19 protein-coding genes and 2 tRNA genes are annotated in these 13,573 nt (G+C 65.8%); 5 read left to right on the top strand and 16 right to left on the bottom strand.

The features are described 5' to 3' along the window. The first annotated feature begins 45 nt into the window (after positions 1 to 45). The 3 genes from A4R44_RS21990 to A4R44_RS22000 all read left to right on the top strand — a co-directional run bounded on the left by A4R44_RS21990 (position 46) and on the right by A4R44_RS22000 (position 2,027). A complete protein-coding gene (locus tag A4R44_RS21990) occupies positions 46 to 1,755 on the top strand; it encodes a phosphatidylglycerol lysyltransferase domain-containing protein (RefSeq protein ID WP_067583764.1) in 1,710 nt (569 codons plus the stop codon). Positions 1,756 to 1,821: 66 nt separating this feature from the next. Then, positions 1,822 to 1,911, top strand: a tRNA-Ser gene (locus tag A4R44_RS21995). 42 nt (positions 1,912 to 1,953) lie between these two features. Then, positions 1,954 to 2,027: transfer RNA gene (locus A4R44_RS22000), tRNA-Arg, on the top strand. Positions 2,028 to 2,115: 88 nt separating this feature from the next. Here the strand turns inward: A4R44_RS22000 and A4R44_RS22005 are convergent. From A4R44_RS22005 to A4R44_RS48155, 16 genes are all read right to left on the bottom strand, one after another. Further along, positions 2,116 to 3,312, bottom strand: coding sequence for a site-specific integrase (locus A4R44_RS22005; protein WP_067583767.1), 1,197 nt, complete (start codon positions 3,310 to 3,312; stop codon positions 2,116 to 2,118). Further along, positions 3,312 to 3,488, bottom strand: a complete 177-nt coding sequence (locus A4R44_RS22010) for an AlpA family transcriptional regulator (protein WP_067583769.1) — start codon at positions 3,486 to 3,488, stop codon at positions 3,312 to 3,314. Before A4R44_RS22010 ends, A4R44_RS22005 begins: the two co-directional genes overlap by 1 nt. Then, positions 3,485 to 4,834 carry a replication initiator gene (locus A4R44_RS22015; protein ID WP_067583772.1) on the bottom strand — a complete coding sequence of 450 codons (1,350 nt, stop codon included), beginning with the start codon at positions 4,832 to 4,834 and terminating at the stop codon, positions 3,485 to 3,487. The genes A4R44_RS22010 and A4R44_RS22015 overlap by 4 nt, the downstream gene beginning before the upstream one ends. Before the next feature lie 91 nt (positions 4,835 to 4,925). Further along, positions 4,926 to 5,786, bottom strand: coding sequence for a hypothetical protein (locus A4R44_RS48150; RefSeq protein ID WP_157904956.1), 861 nt, complete (start codon positions 5,784 to 5,786; stop codon positions 4,926 to 4,928). Positions 5,787 to 5,817: 31 nt separating this feature from the next. After that, positions 5,818 to 6,027 (bottom strand): hypothetical protein, encoded by a 210-nt coding sequence (locus tag A4R44_RS22025; protein ID WP_067583778.1) that lies wholly within the window; start codon positions 6,025 to 6,027, stop codon positions 5,818 to 5,820. Between the two features lie 83 nt (positions 6,028 to 6,110). Further along, positions 6,111 to 6,764 (bottom strand): DNA methylase, encoded by a 654-nt coding sequence (locus A4R44_RS22030; protein ID WP_232791711.1) that lies wholly within the window; start codon positions 6,762 to 6,764, stop codon positions 6,111 to 6,113. A gap of 110 nt (positions 6,765 to 6,874) precedes the next feature. Beyond that, positions 6,875 to 7,087 (bottom strand): hypothetical protein, encoded by a 213-nt coding sequence (locus A4R44_RS22035; protein WP_067583784.1) that lies wholly within the window; start codon positions 7,085 to 7,087, stop codon positions 6,875 to 6,877. After that, positions 7,087 to 7,398 (bottom strand): hypothetical protein, encoded by a 312-nt coding sequence (locus tag A4R44_RS22040; protein WP_202507981.1) that lies wholly within the window; start codon positions 7,396 to 7,398, stop codon positions 7,087 to 7,089. Before A4R44_RS22040 ends, A4R44_RS22035 begins: the two co-directional genes overlap by 1 nt. A gap of 5 nt (positions 7,399 to 7,403) precedes the next feature. Next, complete coding sequence (locus tag A4R44_RS22045) at positions 7,404 to 7,634, bottom strand: hypothetical protein (RefSeq protein ID WP_067583786.1); 231 nt, start codon at positions 7,632 to 7,634, stop codon at positions 7,404 to 7,406. Then, positions 7,631 to 8,050, bottom strand: coding sequence for a hypothetical protein (locus A4R44_RS22050; protein WP_095213511.1), 420 nt, complete (start codon positions 8,048 to 8,050; stop codon positions 7,631 to 7,633). Before A4R44_RS22050 ends, A4R44_RS22045 begins: the two co-directional genes overlap by 4 nt. A gap of 23 nt (positions 8,051 to 8,073) precedes the next feature. Then, on the bottom strand, positions 8,074 to 9,516 hold the full coding sequence (locus tag A4R44_RS22055; RefSeq protein WP_067583789.1) for an FtsK/SpoIIIE domain-containing protein: 1,443 nt from the start codon (positions 9,514 to 9,516) through the stop codon (positions 8,074 to 8,076). 128 nt (positions 9,517 to 9,644) lie between these two features. Next, on the bottom strand, positions 9,645 to 9,863 hold the full coding sequence (locus tag A4R44_RS22060; RefSeq protein ID WP_067583792.1) for a hypothetical protein: 219 nt from the start codon (positions 9,861 to 9,863) through the stop codon (positions 9,645 to 9,647). A 19-nt stretch (positions 9,864 to 9,882) separates the two neighbouring features. Further along, positions 9,883 to 10,056 (bottom strand): hypothetical protein, encoded by a 174-nt coding sequence (locus A4R44_RS22065; RefSeq protein ID WP_157904957.1) that lies wholly within the window; start codon positions 10,054 to 10,056, stop codon positions 9,883 to 9,885. Continuing rightward, complete coding sequence (locus A4R44_RS22070) at positions 10,053 to 10,325, bottom strand: hypothetical protein (RefSeq protein WP_232791712.1); 273 nt, start codon at positions 10,323 to 10,325, stop codon at positions 10,053 to 10,055. The genes A4R44_RS22065 and A4R44_RS22070 overlap by 4 nt, the downstream gene beginning before the upstream one ends. After that, positions 10,325 to 10,726 (bottom strand): hypothetical protein, encoded by a 402-nt coding sequence (locus A4R44_RS22075; protein ID WP_067583801.1) that lies wholly within the window; start codon positions 10,724 to 10,726, stop codon positions 10,325 to 10,327. The genes A4R44_RS22070 and A4R44_RS22075 overlap by 1 nt, the downstream gene beginning before the upstream one ends. A gap of 5 nt (positions 10,727 to 10,731) precedes the next feature. Continuing rightward, positions 10,732 to 10,893, bottom strand: coding sequence for a hypothetical protein (locus tag A4R44_RS48155; protein WP_157904958.1), 162 nt, complete (start codon positions 10,891 to 10,893; stop codon positions 10,732 to 10,734). Positions 10,894 to 11,828: 935 nt separating this feature from the next. Here A4R44_RS48155 and A4R44_RS46015 point away from each other — a divergent pair. Both A4R44_RS46015 and A4R44_RS46020 read left to right on the top strand, forming a co-directional pair. Then, the gene (locus A4R44_RS46015; protein ID WP_095213512.1) at positions 11,829 to 12,689 is read left to right on the top strand and encodes a GntR family transcriptional regulator; all 861 of its coding nucleotides are present in this window, start codon (positions 11,829 to 11,831) and stop codon (positions 12,687 to 12,689) included. After that, on the top strand, positions 12,690 to 13,571 hold the full coding sequence (locus A4R44_RS46020) for a glycosyltransferase family 2 protein (RefSeq protein ID WP_232791713.1): 882 nt from the start codon (positions 12,690 to 12,692) through the stop codon (positions 13,569 to 13,571). The last annotated feature ends 2 nt before the right edge of the window (positions 13,572 to 13,573 follow it).

The raw sequence follows: 13,573 nt of genomic DNA on the forward strand, positions 1-13,573 counted from the left end.
CGCGCCGACGGGGGGAAGCATGGCAGGGCCGTGCGTGTTGCACGCGTGGTGACGGGGACGCGCGCGCAGCACACTTGGCAGGCGGCAGGCGTCACGTCGGTCGTCGCGATCACGTGGGTGACCAGGCTGGCCGGCCTGGTCGCCATCGTGTCCACCGTCGTACCAGTGGGCCGCGACGTGCGCGGGCACGTGGCCAAATGGCTGGAACTGCCGAGCGAAGCGACCACTGCGGCGGCCGCTGTGGCGCTGGTCACCGGTGTGTTGCTGATCATGCTCGCCGCCGGACTCCGGCGCCGCAAACGCCGCGCCTGGCAGCTGGCGGTCGGCTTCGCCGCGCTGCTGGCGTTGTCGCATCTCGGGCTGCGGCACGTTTTCGGTGCCGGGGTGGTGTCGATGGTGCTGCTGGCCGGACTCATCGGTACCCGGCGGTACTTCATCGCCCGCCCGGACCCGACGGTCGGCCGCTGGCGCGCGCTGCGGGTGTTGCTGCAACTGGTGCTGGCCGGGTTCGTGCTCAACTTCGCGCTGCTGTCGGTCGCGCCCGCCCGGATGCTCGACCCGCTGAGCTTCGCCGACCGGCTGTCCCAGTCCGCGCTCGCGCTCACCGGCGTCAGCGGGCCCGCGGTGTTCCACGAGATGTGGTTCGAGGACCTGTCCGCGTCGATCGGGCTGATCTTCAGCATCACCGGTGTGCTGGTGTCGGCGTACTTCCTGCTGCGCTCGGCCGAACCCGCGCCGGAGCTGTCCGACGACGAACTCGCGCGGCTGCACGAGTTGCTGAAGCAGCACGGGGAACGAGACTCGCTGGGCTACTTCGCGCTGCGCCGCGACAAGTTCGCGGTCTTCTCCAAGACCGGCAAGGCGGCCGTCACCTTCCGCGTGATCGCCGGCGTCGCGTTGACCTCAGCCGACCCGCTCGGCGATCACGAGGCCTGGCCCGGCGCGATCGAGGAGTACCTGGACATCTGCCAGCGCAACGCCTGGGTGCCCGCCGCGATGGGTGCGTCCGAGCTGGGCGCGACGGTGTGGGCCCGGTTCGGCCTGGAGGTACTGGAAATCGGCGACGAGGCGGTCGTCGACACCAAGACGTTCACCCTCGATGGCCGCGTGATGCGCGGCGTACGGCAGGCGGCGTCGCGGACGAAGCGGGCCGGCTACAAGGTCCTGGTGCGCCGGGCCGAGGACCTGCGTCCGGGCGAACTGCCCGAGCTGGTGCACCTGGCCGCCACCTGGCGCGGCACCGAAACCGAACGCGGGTTCTCGATGGCGCTGGGCCGCATGGGCGATCCCGGTTCGGTGATCGTCACCGCGGAACAGGGCGGTCGCGTCCGAGGCGTGCTGCAGTTCGTGCCGTGGGGCGAGCGAGGCCTGTCGCTGGACGTGATGCGCCGGGACCGCACCGTCGACAACGGCGTGAACGAGCTGATGATCTCGGAGCTGCTGCTGTACTCCCGGGAACACGGCATCGACCACGTGTCGCTGAACTTCGCCGCCTTCCGCGCCCTGATGGAACAGGGCCAGCGCATCGGCGCGGGCCCGGTCGCGCGGCTTTCGGCGAAAGTCCTGCACTTCTTCTCGCGCTGGATCCAGATCGAAAGCCTCTACCGGTTCAATGCCAAGTTCCAGCCCCGGTGGGTCCCGCGGTATCTCGTCTACCCAGGCGTCGGATCCCTCCCGCGCGTCGGCATCGCGACCTTCGAAGCCGAAGGCCTCGGCGGCCGTTCTCCCTGGTTGCGCCGGGTGCTGCACCGTTGAGGGGGGTGCCTTCCGGAGGGACTGGAGGGGTGTGTAACCTATCTGAGCAGTGGTCGTTGGGACCCAGGAGGCTTCGCCTAGTCTGGTCTATGGCGCCGCACTGCTAATGCGGTTGGGGGTAACCCCCCCTCCCGGGTTCAAATCCCGGAGCCTCCGCTGGTGCCTGTTTCGGCAGGTGCTAGGTTAATAACTGAACACGCGCCCGTAGCTCAGCTGGATAGAGCATCTGACTACGGATCAGAAGGTCAGGGGTTCGAATCCCTTCGGGCGCACTGTCTGGTCGAGACAGTAAAGCAGAAAACCCCCTGGTGACAGGGGGTTTTCTGCTGTCTGGCTTCCGGTTTCCGGGAAGTAGGCAGGTCAGCCGGTTGCCGGTTTATTGCCAGTTTTCCCGAGGGCCATCGACCCGAGTGCTTCCGCGCCGGCGCGGGATTTCTGCCCTCGGCCCATGTAGACGTCCTGCGTCATCGACGGGTGCGCGTGCCCGAGGATGTCGGCGATCTGGCGCGCTGTGAGACCCGCTTCGTCCAGGATGGTCGCGAGTGTCTTTCGGAGCGTCTTGAACGTGACCCACTCGTATCCAGCCCGCCGGCGGAACGGCAGCCAATGCCGGTTGGTCAGGTTCTGGAAGTTCAGGTACCCGCCTCGGCTGTTTCGGTAGATCGGCCCGGTCGGGTTCGGCACTCCGAGCTTCTCCCGCCGCTCGACCAGCATTGCCACGCACCAGTCAGGCAGTGCGATCGGCCGTTTCGCATTGTCGGTCTTCCCGTCGTTCTTGACAGTTCCCTTGCCGCGGGCCTGGATGAGGCCGCCGCTGACCCGGATTTCCTTTGCCTTTTCATCGAAGTCCGGCCAGTCGGCTCCGAGCAGTTCGCCCCTTCGCTCCCCGGTGGCGAGGAAGCCTCGGACGAGATCCGGCAGGTCCGCAGCGACCGCCTCTTCGTCTGCGTCGAGCTTTGCGAGGAAGTCGAACAGCTCCTCGGCTGTCAGGGCGCGCGGGGCCGCCTTCTTCGTCTTCGCTCGGCGCTCTAGCAGCGGAGCAACTTCCCGGACCGGGTTGGTGTCGATCAGCCCCTCATTGACCGCCCACGTCATCACGTTGGTGATCACCGCGCGGACCTGATGCGCCAGGCTTCGGCTGTGCGCCTTGAGCTTCGCTTGCAGGAGCCGGTTGATGACAGGGGTGGTGACCTCCATCAGCTCGTGCTTGCCGAACGCCGGAAGCACGTGATTCTTGAGGTTGTAGGAGTGGTTGTCCACCGAGGTGTGCGAGAACACGCCGTCGTCTGCGTCCTTGCTGTACTCCGCAAGCCACGCCGTTGCCACCTCAGGGAACAGGCTGTGCGCGGTGAGTTCAGCGCCCGGCGTGCGCTTGACCCGGTTTTTCACTGCTTCTCGGACAGCATCGCGAGCGTCTTCCTTCGTGCGCCGGGTCCGGCGGATGTCGTAGTACTCCCCGTCGTGGTCGCGGTACTGGCACCGAGCAATCCACCCGCGACCGGACTTCCTGACCTTGATCTCGCCGGCCGTGCCGAGCGGAAGTCGGTGCCGGCCCATCAGGCGAGGCCCTGTGCTTCGATCCAGGCTTCGACGTCGGCGGGGCGGTAGCGGACGTACTTGCCGACGCGGCGGCCAGTGGGGCCATAGCCCTTGGTCCGCCACTTGTAGAGGGTGTTGACGGGGACTCCGAGGTGTTCGGAGAGGTCTTCGATGGTCATCAGCTTCGCGCTCATGGTTGTGCCTCCTTGTCGAGTTTTTCTTTGCGTTGTTGGCGTTTTCCTTCGTAGATGGCGGCGGCGATGTCGCGGTCTTCGTGGTGGCGGTAGCCGTTGCCGGTGTGTTTCCAGTGGTTGACCACCAGCACGGTGCCGGCGTCTGCGCCGGCGGCTTCGAGGGTGGCGAGGTGCTGGTGGGTGCGGCGGTCGCCGCGGATGGCGGTGAAGGTGATCGAGTAGGCGATCGATTTGGTGAGGAAGTGGCCGCGGAAACCGAGCATGTGCGCCCATTTCCGCAGGAAGGCGAGGTCGGTGTTGGCTCCGAGCGCCCACGCGGTGGTGATCATGCGCCGGTGGTGGGGGTGGACGTCGAGCGCGTCGATGGCTTTCTCGGACCGGATGGGGCGGTCGGGGACCTCGCTGGTGGAGGTGCCTTTGGTGGCGTACTTGGCGATGTAGCCGGCGAGCGCCCGGTCGGTGATCTCGCCGTCGTCGGGCTCAGCGGCGTGGGCGGGGCGGATGGGGCGGATGTCGGCTTGCTGGCCCCAGGTGAACACGTGCTTCGCGGTGTTCCCGTCGATCGTGAGGGTGCGGGTGACGCGGGTGTTCTCCACCGCGGCCCGGGTCGCGTGCTCCAGGAGCGCGTTGTCGGCCCACGCGGGCGCGGGGTCTTCCGGTCCGGCGGGGCCGTCCAGGCGGATGACGGCGTGGAAGTGGACGAGTCCGCGGCGCTGGTATTCGGCGACTTTGGCGTAGGAGAGTCGGGCGTGGTCGGCGAAGTCTTTGGCGCGGATGCCGGCGGCGACGGCGATTTCCCGGCGCAGACGGACGGTGAAGGCGTGCCAGAGTTCCCCGGCGTGCCCCTGCCACAGCACCGAACCTTGGTAGTCGTAGTGCTCGGGATCGGTCGCGGTGCCCAGGCGGGTGTCCGCGTCGTGGTGGTATTCGCCGCAGCGGCAGGGAAGCCGGCGGCCGGTGCGGGTGGCGGGTCGGTTGTGGACGGTGCCGAAGCTGGGGGCGGTGACGGTGAGGAACAGGCGGGGTTTGTCGGCGACGGTTTCGGGGACGGTTTTGCCGCCGGTCATCCCGGCGCGGATGAGGTGGAAGGCATCGGCGGCGTAGCGGTCGGAGCAGGCGGGGCAGACGCTTTCGCGGCGGTTGCCGCACGGGGCGTAGACGACGCCGGCGGTGTGGTCGAGAACGCGGCCGGCGCGGTCGGTGACGGTGCGGAAGCCGGTGAGGTGGACCGGTTGCAGGCATCCGCCGGTGGCTTCGGCGCGGGCGCGCACGGCTTGGATGACGGCGGGGGTCATGCGGTGGGCGATGCGGGTAGCCAGTGAGGACCCGTCGTGCTCGGTGATCATGCTGGCCTCTTTCGTGCGGGTGCACGCAGGGGCCGGGACGTCGCACCGCGGTCGGGTGGGGTCCCGACCGCGGTGCGTTGAGCGGTTCCGGTCAGGTGGTGACCGGGTGGTGGTTCACGGTGGCGTTCAGCTCGTCCGCGAGCGCGGTAAGCATCCCGCCGGGAAGGGTGACGCGGGCGGCGAGGTCATCGGCGGTGACCGGCCGGCCGGTCTCGTGGACGTCGGCGGTCACGCCGGTGACGGTGGTGCGGATGCTCGCCGGGAGTTTCCCGAGGACGCTGCCACTGGCCGGTGCGATGGGGTTCGGTGCGGGAGCGGGTGCGGGAACAGGTTGGGGTGCAACGGTTTCCGGTGCCGATGGTGCGGCGGCGGGCGGCGAGGCGGAGAGTGCGTCGTCGCGGGCGCGGATGCAGCGTTGCTGGATGATCGGCATGACTTCGGCGAGCAGGTAGACCACGAGCGGGATGACGACGTGGAAGAACACGCTGCCTTGTGAGATCCCGCCGGTGGCGGGGGTGAAGGCGGCCCAGACGTTCGCGGCGAACGTGGCGGCGAGCAGGACTCGTTTCAGGTGCTTGACGGGCCTGTCGGTGACGGGGATGCCGGCGGCGAGCATGGCGGCTTCCCAGCGGAGCAGGGTGACGAGGATGCCGGCGAGGGCGGGTTCGGCCAGCCATGCGCCCCACCACAGCGGGTCGGTGGTGGGCAGGTGTCCGGCGAGGAAGTCGTGGACGCCGGTGGTGGTGAACCCGAGCCCTACGGCGAGGAAGAACCACATGGTGCGGGTGATCGAGGTGCGGAAGCGGTCCGCGGCGACCGCCCCGAGGAGCGGGTCTGCGGCGAGGCGGTGCACGTCGCGGGCTTCGGCCAGTTGGTCGGTGAGGGTGCGGACCCGGCGCGACACCGGGCGGCCCTCGCTCTTCGAGGCGGACTTGCGGAACACGTCAGGCACCTCCTTTCCGGTGAGGTGTTGCGAGGCGAGGTCAGTTGCGGCCGGAGCGGAACAGCCCGGCGTTGCGGCGGAACACGACCGCGAAGTAGTCCATCCACTTGGCGATCTCTTCGGCGAGGTCGGCGAGGTCGTCGTGGACGAACCACTCTTGACCGTCGCGCTTGGCCATTTCGCGTTTGTGGAGGTCGAAGTACTCGTTCATCAGCGGACGCATGACCTTGGTGACTTCATCGAAGTTCATCTGGGACACGCTCACTCCTATCTGCTCAGGCTTCTTGGATCTCTTGGACCGCTTGCGGGGCATCGGTTTTCCTTCCTTGGTTGTCAGGCCGCGGCCAGGATCGGGGCAGCGAGGCGGTTGAGAAGCTGCGTACCGATGTGGCGGGTGTACGCGGGCGGGATGGCTTCGGCGAGCTCGTTGCGGGTCATCCAGCCGATGCCCATGGCGGTGCGCGCTTGGCGGACGCCGGAGAAGTTGCCGACGACGTGCATGCGTTCGCCGGGCTGGGGCGGGCGGCCCATTTTGGTAAGGGGTTCACGGTGGACAGGTTCCGGCGGCGCGGTGACCGGGAAGCTGGTTTCGAACAGGCGATGCCGGTAGACGTTGAGTTCGGGGAACATCGCCCCGCACAGGGTGATCGGGTTGCGCAGCGGTGCGCCTTCGACGTTCTCGATCACCCACGGGCGGCCGATAGCAGTCAGCGCGGCACGGACCGGCCCGACCAGATCGGGGTGGCGGCGGTTCTGGATGCGCTGGGCGAGGGTGAATGCCTGGCATGGCGGCGAGGCGTGGATCGCGTCGAAGTCGTGGCCGTGCGCGGTGAGGAAGTCGAGTGCGTCGGCCTGGTAGAACGCGTAGGGGTAGTGCGGCTGGGGTTCGATGTCCACGCCGATGACGTCGAAACCGGCATCGTGGTACCCCTTTGCCGCGCCGCCGGCTTTGCAGAACAGATCGAGCAGGAGCGCACGCGAGGACACCGGAGGCACCTCCTTTCACAGAGTCGGAGTGGATACGGCGTATCCACTGGCACGCCGTGAGATCTCGTGCGGCAAGCGTCACGAGGACTCAGGACATGCCGGAGGACGGATTACTTGCCGGTGGCCAGGTCATACGCCTGGTTGGCCGCTCGGCAGGCCAGTGCGGCTTCTTCCTCGTAGACGGCGACCATGCGGGCAGCGAGTTCGGCCAGGCGAAGCAGGGCTACGCGGTTGCGGGTGCCGTCCGGGTTGATCGCCTGCCGGTATTCGGCGTCGAATGCGCCTTGCAAGCGGGCGAGTTTGACCACATTGGACGCGCGCATTACGGGGTTCCTTCCGGTCTGGTCTGGACGTAGCGGGCGGTGGAATCGAGCAGGGCGGCGAGGTAGCGGGCGAACGCGGGCGGCATTTCCACTTCGCTCACCTCGGGGCGGCCGTGGCGGTGGCGGGTGATCCGCAGCAGCACGGTGGAAGAGGTCGCGGCGACGGCGGTGTTGTCGACGCTCGCGCCCTCGTAGCGCACGCCGTCGATCGAGCGGAGCGGGTAGATCCCGAGCCCGTCTTCGAGCGTGGCCACCGCGCTGTGCCACACCTTCGCATCCGCCGGTGGCACCGGGTCGGGGGCTGCGGTCACGGCCGTTACTCCTGTTCGTAGCGGATGTAGGAGTAGCTGTAGGCACCGTCGCCGCGGCGGACCGAGCGCCATTCCCGCCACATCGCCGCGGACAGGCCGAGGAACAGCAGCACGGTCGGGACGATGACCAGGAGACCCAGCCACAGCGAGGAGATGAGCGCGACTTCGATCACGAACGCGACCGCCGCGACCGCCGTGAGTTTCAGCCAGGCGGCGAGGAACTTGAGGGTGATCATTTCGTCTGTCCTTTGCGGAGTTCGAGGGCGAGCCGGTACAGCTCGTCCGGGGTGACGGATTCGCGTGCGCCCTTGGCGAGCACGACGTGACGGCGGACGGCCTGGTAGGCGATGCCGCTGTAGATGCGGAATTCGATGCCGCACGGGCCGCGGCCGGTGAGGAGGATGTGCAAGCGGCCGCCGCTGGTGTGCCACCACTCGCCGGTGATCCCGGTGAGCCGGTGCGTCCAGATCAGCAGCGCCCCGAGGATCGCGACGGGATCGCCGAAATCCACGCTCGGCTGGATCTCGATCCGGCGTTGCCCCGGCAGGAGCATGATCGACGCCGGGTCGGGTGCGGGGGTGTCCCGGACGTATCGGGCGGCGACGGTGGCCAGCCGGGCGGTATCAGACGCGGTAACGAGAGCTGTGGTCATGACGGACAGTCCTTTCCGGACGGTCAGGCGGCGAGGTGGTAGACGTTGGTGTCGGCGGGCGGATCGTCGTGCGGGGTGCACAGGCGGACAAGTTCGTCAATGTCGTCGTCGGTGCTGTAACCGGCGCGGACGCGGACGGGCTGGCGGGAGGTTTCGGTGGTGCGGAAGCCGATGCCCTCGGCTCCGGTTTCCGGGATCTCGTCGGCGAGCGCGCCGCGGTCGCGGGCTCCTTCCCCGAGCACCATGTCCACGAAGGACGCGGCACCGGTGCGCAGCGAGATCCGGCGGGTGAACAGGTCCCGCACGGGAACGATGTCCTTGGTGGGTTCCTGCACGTAGGCGATCACCGCGTAGCCCGCGGCGCGGCCCTGGGTGAGGATTTCCGCGAGGACCTTGTTGACCTCGCTGATGACACGGCGGCCGGCGAGCGCGGTGAGCATCATCAGTTCATCGATCATCAGGACTTCGAACGGGGTCTCGGCAGATGGCGTGAACTTCCGCTTCCCTTCCCGGCGCAGGCGGTCCTGGCGTTCGCGCATCCGGTCGCGGAACTCGTAGAGGAGCGCGAGCATCGGGTCGATGTCCTCGGGGCCGTCGCCGTCGTCGTACTCGACTTCCTCGTCGGCGGGGCTGGCGTGCCGGTGGAACAGCGGCTTGCCTCGTTCGGTCTCCATCCCGCCCTTGGGGTCGATCACCCAGACCCGGACGATGCGGTCGCGGATCATCGGCCCCATGGCGCGCAGCGGGTTCCACAACAGCGACCCTTTGCCGGAGCCGGTGCCGCCGGAGATCAGCCAGTGCTGTCCGAGCAGGGGTTCGGTCCAGACCTCGCCGTATTCGGTGTCCCCGAGTTCCAGCGCGGTGAGATCGACCTCGCTGGGGTCGCCGGGGATGTCGGCGGGCGGCACGATGTCGTCGAACGGGTTGCCGAACACCAGCGTGATCCGCAGGACCCGCGGCTTCTCCTTCTCGATCGAGATGGCGTCGGCACCGAGGGCGGACGCCAGCTCTTCCTGAGCGTCGCGGAAGGTCGTGACCGACTGGCCTTTCCGGATCGCGACCCGGAGCACGTCGATCGACGGGGTGGGGCTGGCGACCTTGAGCAGTCGGGGCACGAGGATTTCCCCGGTGCGCCGGTCGTCCACAGTGAGGTTGCAGAAGTCCAGCGACGTTTTCCAGGACCGGCCGATGTAGCGGGTCCAGCGGCGGCGGGTCGCGCGCAGACGGGGCGCGGCGATGCGGCTGAACGAGCCCGGGTGCGCCCGGTACCAGCCGAGACCGGCGGCCAGCGTGCCGGCGGCGAGGCTGCCGGTGGTGGTCGGCCCCAGCTCGATCACGCTGGCGGCCAGGGCGCTGGGGGCGGCGAGGAAGCCGGGGTGGCGGGCCAGCCACAGCGCGCAGCGGGCTTCCGGGCGGGTCTTGTGGGCGTTGCGGCGGACAGGGGCGGTTTTGTTCTTGCGGCTCATGGCGGTAGTGCTCCCTGGTCAGGAGCGACACCAGGGCCGCGACCCGCATCGACATCGACGGGCAGCGGCCCTGACGTCGCCCATCGAGATGGGTCATGCGGTCGGTATTCGGTTGTCGCCTCGCGAGGTCAGCGGCGGCGGCCCCGGGGACGGCGCTTGCCGCCGCCGGTGCTGAACAGCGGCTTCGCGGCTTCCACCGTGGTGATCGCGGTGGCGACCTTGCGGGCGGCTTCGTCGTGTTCCTTCTTGAAACCGCCCACCCGGTTGGGCAGCGATCCCATGGCGGTGCGGAGCTTGATCATGGCCTTGTCGAGGTCGGCGACCTTGCTTTCGAGCTGGCTCGTCATCGATCTCTCTCTTTCGCGGTCAGGTGTCGCGTTCGGACAGTCGTTTGCAGTCGGGGCACTTCGGGCTGAACGAGAAGAAGTGAACGATCTCGTACTCGCCGTATTCCGCGGTCGCTCCGCACAGGGCGATGATCCGGCCGGACCAGAAGAACCGTTCGTCCGTCACGTGCTGGAGGCCCGGGTCGTCGCTCACACCCGCCACCCCCGCGAGATCAGTTCCGCCTTGCGCTTTGTTGCCGCGGAGCGCAAGTCGTCAAGCGCAGCGGACGCGCCCCGGAGGTCGGACTGGACCTCGCCCTTGCTCGGGACCTGCCAGCCCTCGAACCGGTCTGCCGTGCCGTTGTCGTCCAAGGACTTGCCCAGCTTCGCGAGTTCATCGAACGCGGTCCGCACAGCGTCCAGGGCGAACTCGAACTCGCCGAACTTGACCTTGTTGTAATTGTTGATCTTCTGCGACGTCATCAGCTTGCCTTTCGCTCTCGTTCACGAGTGGTGCTCGGACGGCCGGCCAGCGCGCGCCAGTGCCGGGCCTTCTCCTTCGTCGCACGCGGCACCAGCACCGAACTGCCGGGACCGCTGTGCCCGTGGCAGGTGTAGTAGTGGCTCCCTCCCTTCGTCAGCCATTTGGCGTCCAGCAGTTGATGCACCGCGTCCGCTTCGTTCGCGGGGGCGCTCTCGATCGCCAGCCGGGCATACAGGCGGTAGACCCGCTCCGCCGGGCCGACCAGCACATACCCCGTGTTCTCCGCGACATCCAGTACCTTCTCGATCAGATTCATGTCGTTCACCGGCATCCGGTCGCGCTCCGTCGACACGGGATCGCCAACCGGGTTGCCGAACAGGTCCAGAGATTCGTCCGCCATCGCGGTCACCTGCCCGTGGCGCGGCGGGAACGGCCGAGAACCAGGCCCACCACCACGATCGCCAGGACAGTACCGGCAGCGGCCGGGAAGGCGAACGCCAGCGCGACCAGCGCCATCGCCCACACCAGCATCGGAATTGCGCCGTGTATCAAGAAATCGGATCCCATTACATCCTCCATTGGCGACCGCACACATTGCAGGTCGCGACACGAGTCGGGGAAAGCCAGAAATTCGCCGAACACACGTGACCGCCCATTACGAACCCCGTTTCGGGCCGTCCGGGTCGAACGTCGACAAGCCGCCAGCCAGGCGGACCAGGTGTCGGTTCATGCCGCCGCCTCCTCGGACTCGCTCAGGTGAAGCCACGGCCATGCGCTCAACTGAGCCGCGTAAAAGTCGAACTCGTCCATTTCTGCACTCCTGTTTCACTAGGTACGGACACTCCCGAAGACTCCCGAAGAAATGAGTTCGGGAATCAACGCGAACAGCCGTAACAGGCTTGTTTTTGGGCGCAGTCAGGCACACTCTGAATTTGTCAATGAACGCGAAGCGCCCTCGCCCGACTCGAAACGGGCCGCTAACCGGGAATAGGGAGGGCTGGAATTGCCGGATTAAAAGGAGGCACCGACCGGCTTCAGGCCGACCGCGGCGAACGACACGCCCGACACCGTCTCTCCGTTGCCGTTCTTNGCCGTTCTTGAACGAGTACGGCGACATCCGCGGGGCGACCAGCTCGACCACCATGCCCTCCTCAAAGCCCTCGCCCGGGTCAGCGTCCAGCGTGAACCGGACCTCCTCGCCCTTCTCGCCCCGGATCTTCGACTTCAGGAACAGCGACGCGACGAACTTCTTCTCGCCCGTCTGACGGTCGGTCACCTCGAACTCACGGCCCTGCTCGTCCTTGCCCATCTTCACGCCCGGCACCTCCGCGACACGGGCGGTGTAGTTGCTCAGGTCGCACGGGATGTTCCGCATGGTCTTCCTCCTGCTAGGACTACTGTTGGCTAGTTCGCTAGCGAACTGATGCCAAGCTACCACCGGCGACGACGGGTGCGCAAGGGGTTCGCTAGCGAACTTTCGAGGCGTATGTCAGGATGGCGGCATGCAGGCAGAACACGCGGTCGGCGCAGTACCGATCCATCAGAGGATTGCCGACGAGATCCGTGATCGGATCATCTCGGGTGCACTTCCCGTGGGAGCGCGCCTACCGAGCGTCCGTGAGCTGCAGGAGCAGTGGTCTTGCACGAGTATCACTGTCCGCTCGGCCCTCGACGTCCTGCGTCAGGAGGGGCGGATCACTGGCGGTCGGGGTAAGCCGGCAACTGTTCGTCCGCCTATGCAGCGTCATCCGATCCACCTTTCGAACAACTGGACAAACGAGCAAAAGGCGCTTGTCTTAAAGCCGCGACAAGAGAGAGAAAAGCGCGGTGCTATTGAAATGGTGGCCGGAATCCCCATTGACAACATCATCTCTACGCATAAATACGCCACCGTGGATGCTTCCGATGAACTTGCGGCAGAATTTTCCGTGGCCGTGGGTGAAAAGCTGCAGCGACGCGTGTATGAAATGACTGACCCAAAAAGTGGACTCAGGATTGCATTTAGCGTGTCCTATATTCCACTTAAGCTCATTGAAGGAAACCCAGAACTACTGGATGACAAGAATGAGCCGTGGCCGGGTGGGCATCAACATCAATTATACACGGTCGGCATCGAGTTGGCTCGTATTGATAGGTCAATTATCGCCGTGGCCCCCACTCCTGGAGAGCGCGAAAAGTGGGGGATGGACCTCGGGACGCCAATAATTCGCATCCGATCGCGATCCGTTGACACAAACGACCGAACGGTAGAACTGTCTGACGCTTCCTATCCGGCTGACCGAACTGAAATTGAGCTTAGCGAGCACTTGACCCCATGGCCGGAAGACTACTCTCGCTTTGACCTAACGAAAGGTGACCGCTAAATGGCTCTTATTAAACCTCGACGTCGAATGATTCGCGCGGAAGAACTGACGCGGCTATCGGTCGTAATACCCGCCTATAATGAGGAGTCTTCGATATCGCAAGCCGTTCGCGCTGCTCAGAACGGAATTGACAGTCTTGGTATCGATGGCGAAGTAATCGTAAGTGCGAGCGGTTGCACTGACCGTACGGCCGAAGTGGCGAAGACTGCTGGTGCGAGCGTTGTGCTGGCGCAACGCGGAAAAGGCGAAGCTATTACGACGGGAGTAGCTAGCAGTACTGGCGATGTTATCTGCCTAATGGACGCAGACTTGGAGTACTATGGAGAGACTCCCTTAGTTGAGGTTTTGACTGAGCCCGTACTGCGCGGGATTGCGGACGCGACAATTGCTAATCTCTATTGGCGTCCAATATATCCCGATCACTGGCTAAATGGCCTTTTTGCGCCTTTGGCGGGATTGCTTTTTCCTGAAATGTTACCCAAGGTCGGCTCTACGCCATGGTCTGGGCAACGTGCCGCAACCCGGAAGCTATGGCCTGAAACGTTGCCGACCGGTTTTACATCTGATCTAGCGATTACGCTGCACTGGAATGAGCATGCGAGCCTCCTTCGTCCGGTCCTCACGGATGATTGGTTCAACCCTATCCGCCCTAAGCCTGAGCTTTTAGAGCAAGATTTCAACCTCCTGGTTGGACGCGCTATTCAAGACGGACGCGTGGGCGCAGAGTTTCAAGAAAAAATAACCCCTTGGTTCCGTATGGTGCACAGTTTGACTAATGATTATGATGAGAATCATCCTGATCCGATGGAGTATCAGCGCAAACTTTTCGAACGTTCGCATAGTGAATTAATGAGGGCTATGATCGAAACCCCAACAAATTAGAG

The organism is Amycolatopsis sp. M39 (assembly GCF_001651785.1).
Taxonomy (GTDB): Bacteria; Actinomycetota; Actinomycetes; order Mycobacteriales; family Pseudonocardiaceae; genus Amycolatopsis; species Amycolatopsis rubida.

What these genes read in the sequence shown, in the direction of transcription:
- A4R44_RS22055 (WP_067583789.1), bottom strand. Translation starts at nt 9,516, where the DNA reads ATGAGCCGCAAGAACAAAACCGCCCCTGTCCGCCGCAACGCCCACAAG.
- A4R44_RS46020 (WP_232791713.1), top strand. Translation starts at nt 12,690, where the DNA reads ATGGCTCTTATTAAACCTCGACGTCGAATGATTCGCGCGGAAGAACTG.
- A4R44_RS22005 (WP_067583767.1), bottom strand. Translation starts at nt 3,312, where the DNA reads ATGGGCCGGCACCGACTTCCGCTCGGCACGGCCGGCGAGATCAAGGTC.
- A4R44_RS22035 (WP_067583784.1), bottom strand. Translation starts at nt 7,087, where the DNA reads ATGCGCGCGTCCAATGTGGTCAAACTCGCCCGCTTGCAAGGCGCATTC.
- A4R44_RS22015 (WP_067583772.1), bottom strand. Translation starts at nt 4,834, where the DNA reads ATGATCACCGAGCACGACGGGTCCTCACTGGCTACCCGCATCGCCCAC.
- A4R44_RS22010 (WP_067583769.1), bottom strand. Translation starts at nt 3,488, where the DNA reads ATGAGCGCGAAGCTGATGACCATCGAAGACCTCTCCGAACACCTCGGA.
- A4R44_RS22045 (WP_067583786.1), bottom strand. Translation starts at nt 7,634, where the DNA reads ATGATCACCCTCAAGTTCCTCGCCGCCTGGCTGAAACTCACGGCGGTC.
- A4R44_RS48155 (WP_157904958.1), bottom strand. Translation starts at nt 10,893, where the DNA reads ATGGGATCCGATTTCTTGATACACGGCGCAATTCCGATGCTGGTGTGG.
- A4R44_RS22075 (WP_067583801.1), bottom strand. Translation starts at nt 10,726, where the DNA reads ATGGCGGACGAATCTCTGGACCTGTTCGGCAACCCGGTTGGCGATCCC.
- A4R44_RS22025 (WP_067583778.1), bottom strand. Translation starts at nt 6,027, where the DNA reads ATGAACTTCGATGAAGTCACCAAGGTCATGCGTCCGCTGATGAACGAG.
- A4R44_RS22060 (WP_067583792.1), bottom strand. Translation starts at nt 9,863, where the DNA reads ATGACGAGCCAGCTCGAAAGCAAGGTCGCCGACCTCGACAAGGCCATG.
- A4R44_RS46015 (WP_095213512.1), top strand. Translation starts at nt 11,829, where the DNA reads ATGCAGGCAGAACACGCGGTCGGCGCAGTACCGATCCATCAGAGGATT.
- A4R44_RS22050 (WP_095213511.1), bottom strand. Translation starts at nt 8,050, where the DNA reads ATGACCACAGCTCTCGTTACCGCGTCTGATACCGCCCGGCTGGCCACC.
- A4R44_RS22070 (WP_232791712.1), bottom strand. Translation starts at nt 10,325, where the DNA reads ATGACGTCGCAGAAGATCAACAATTACAACAAGGTCAAGTTCGGCGAG.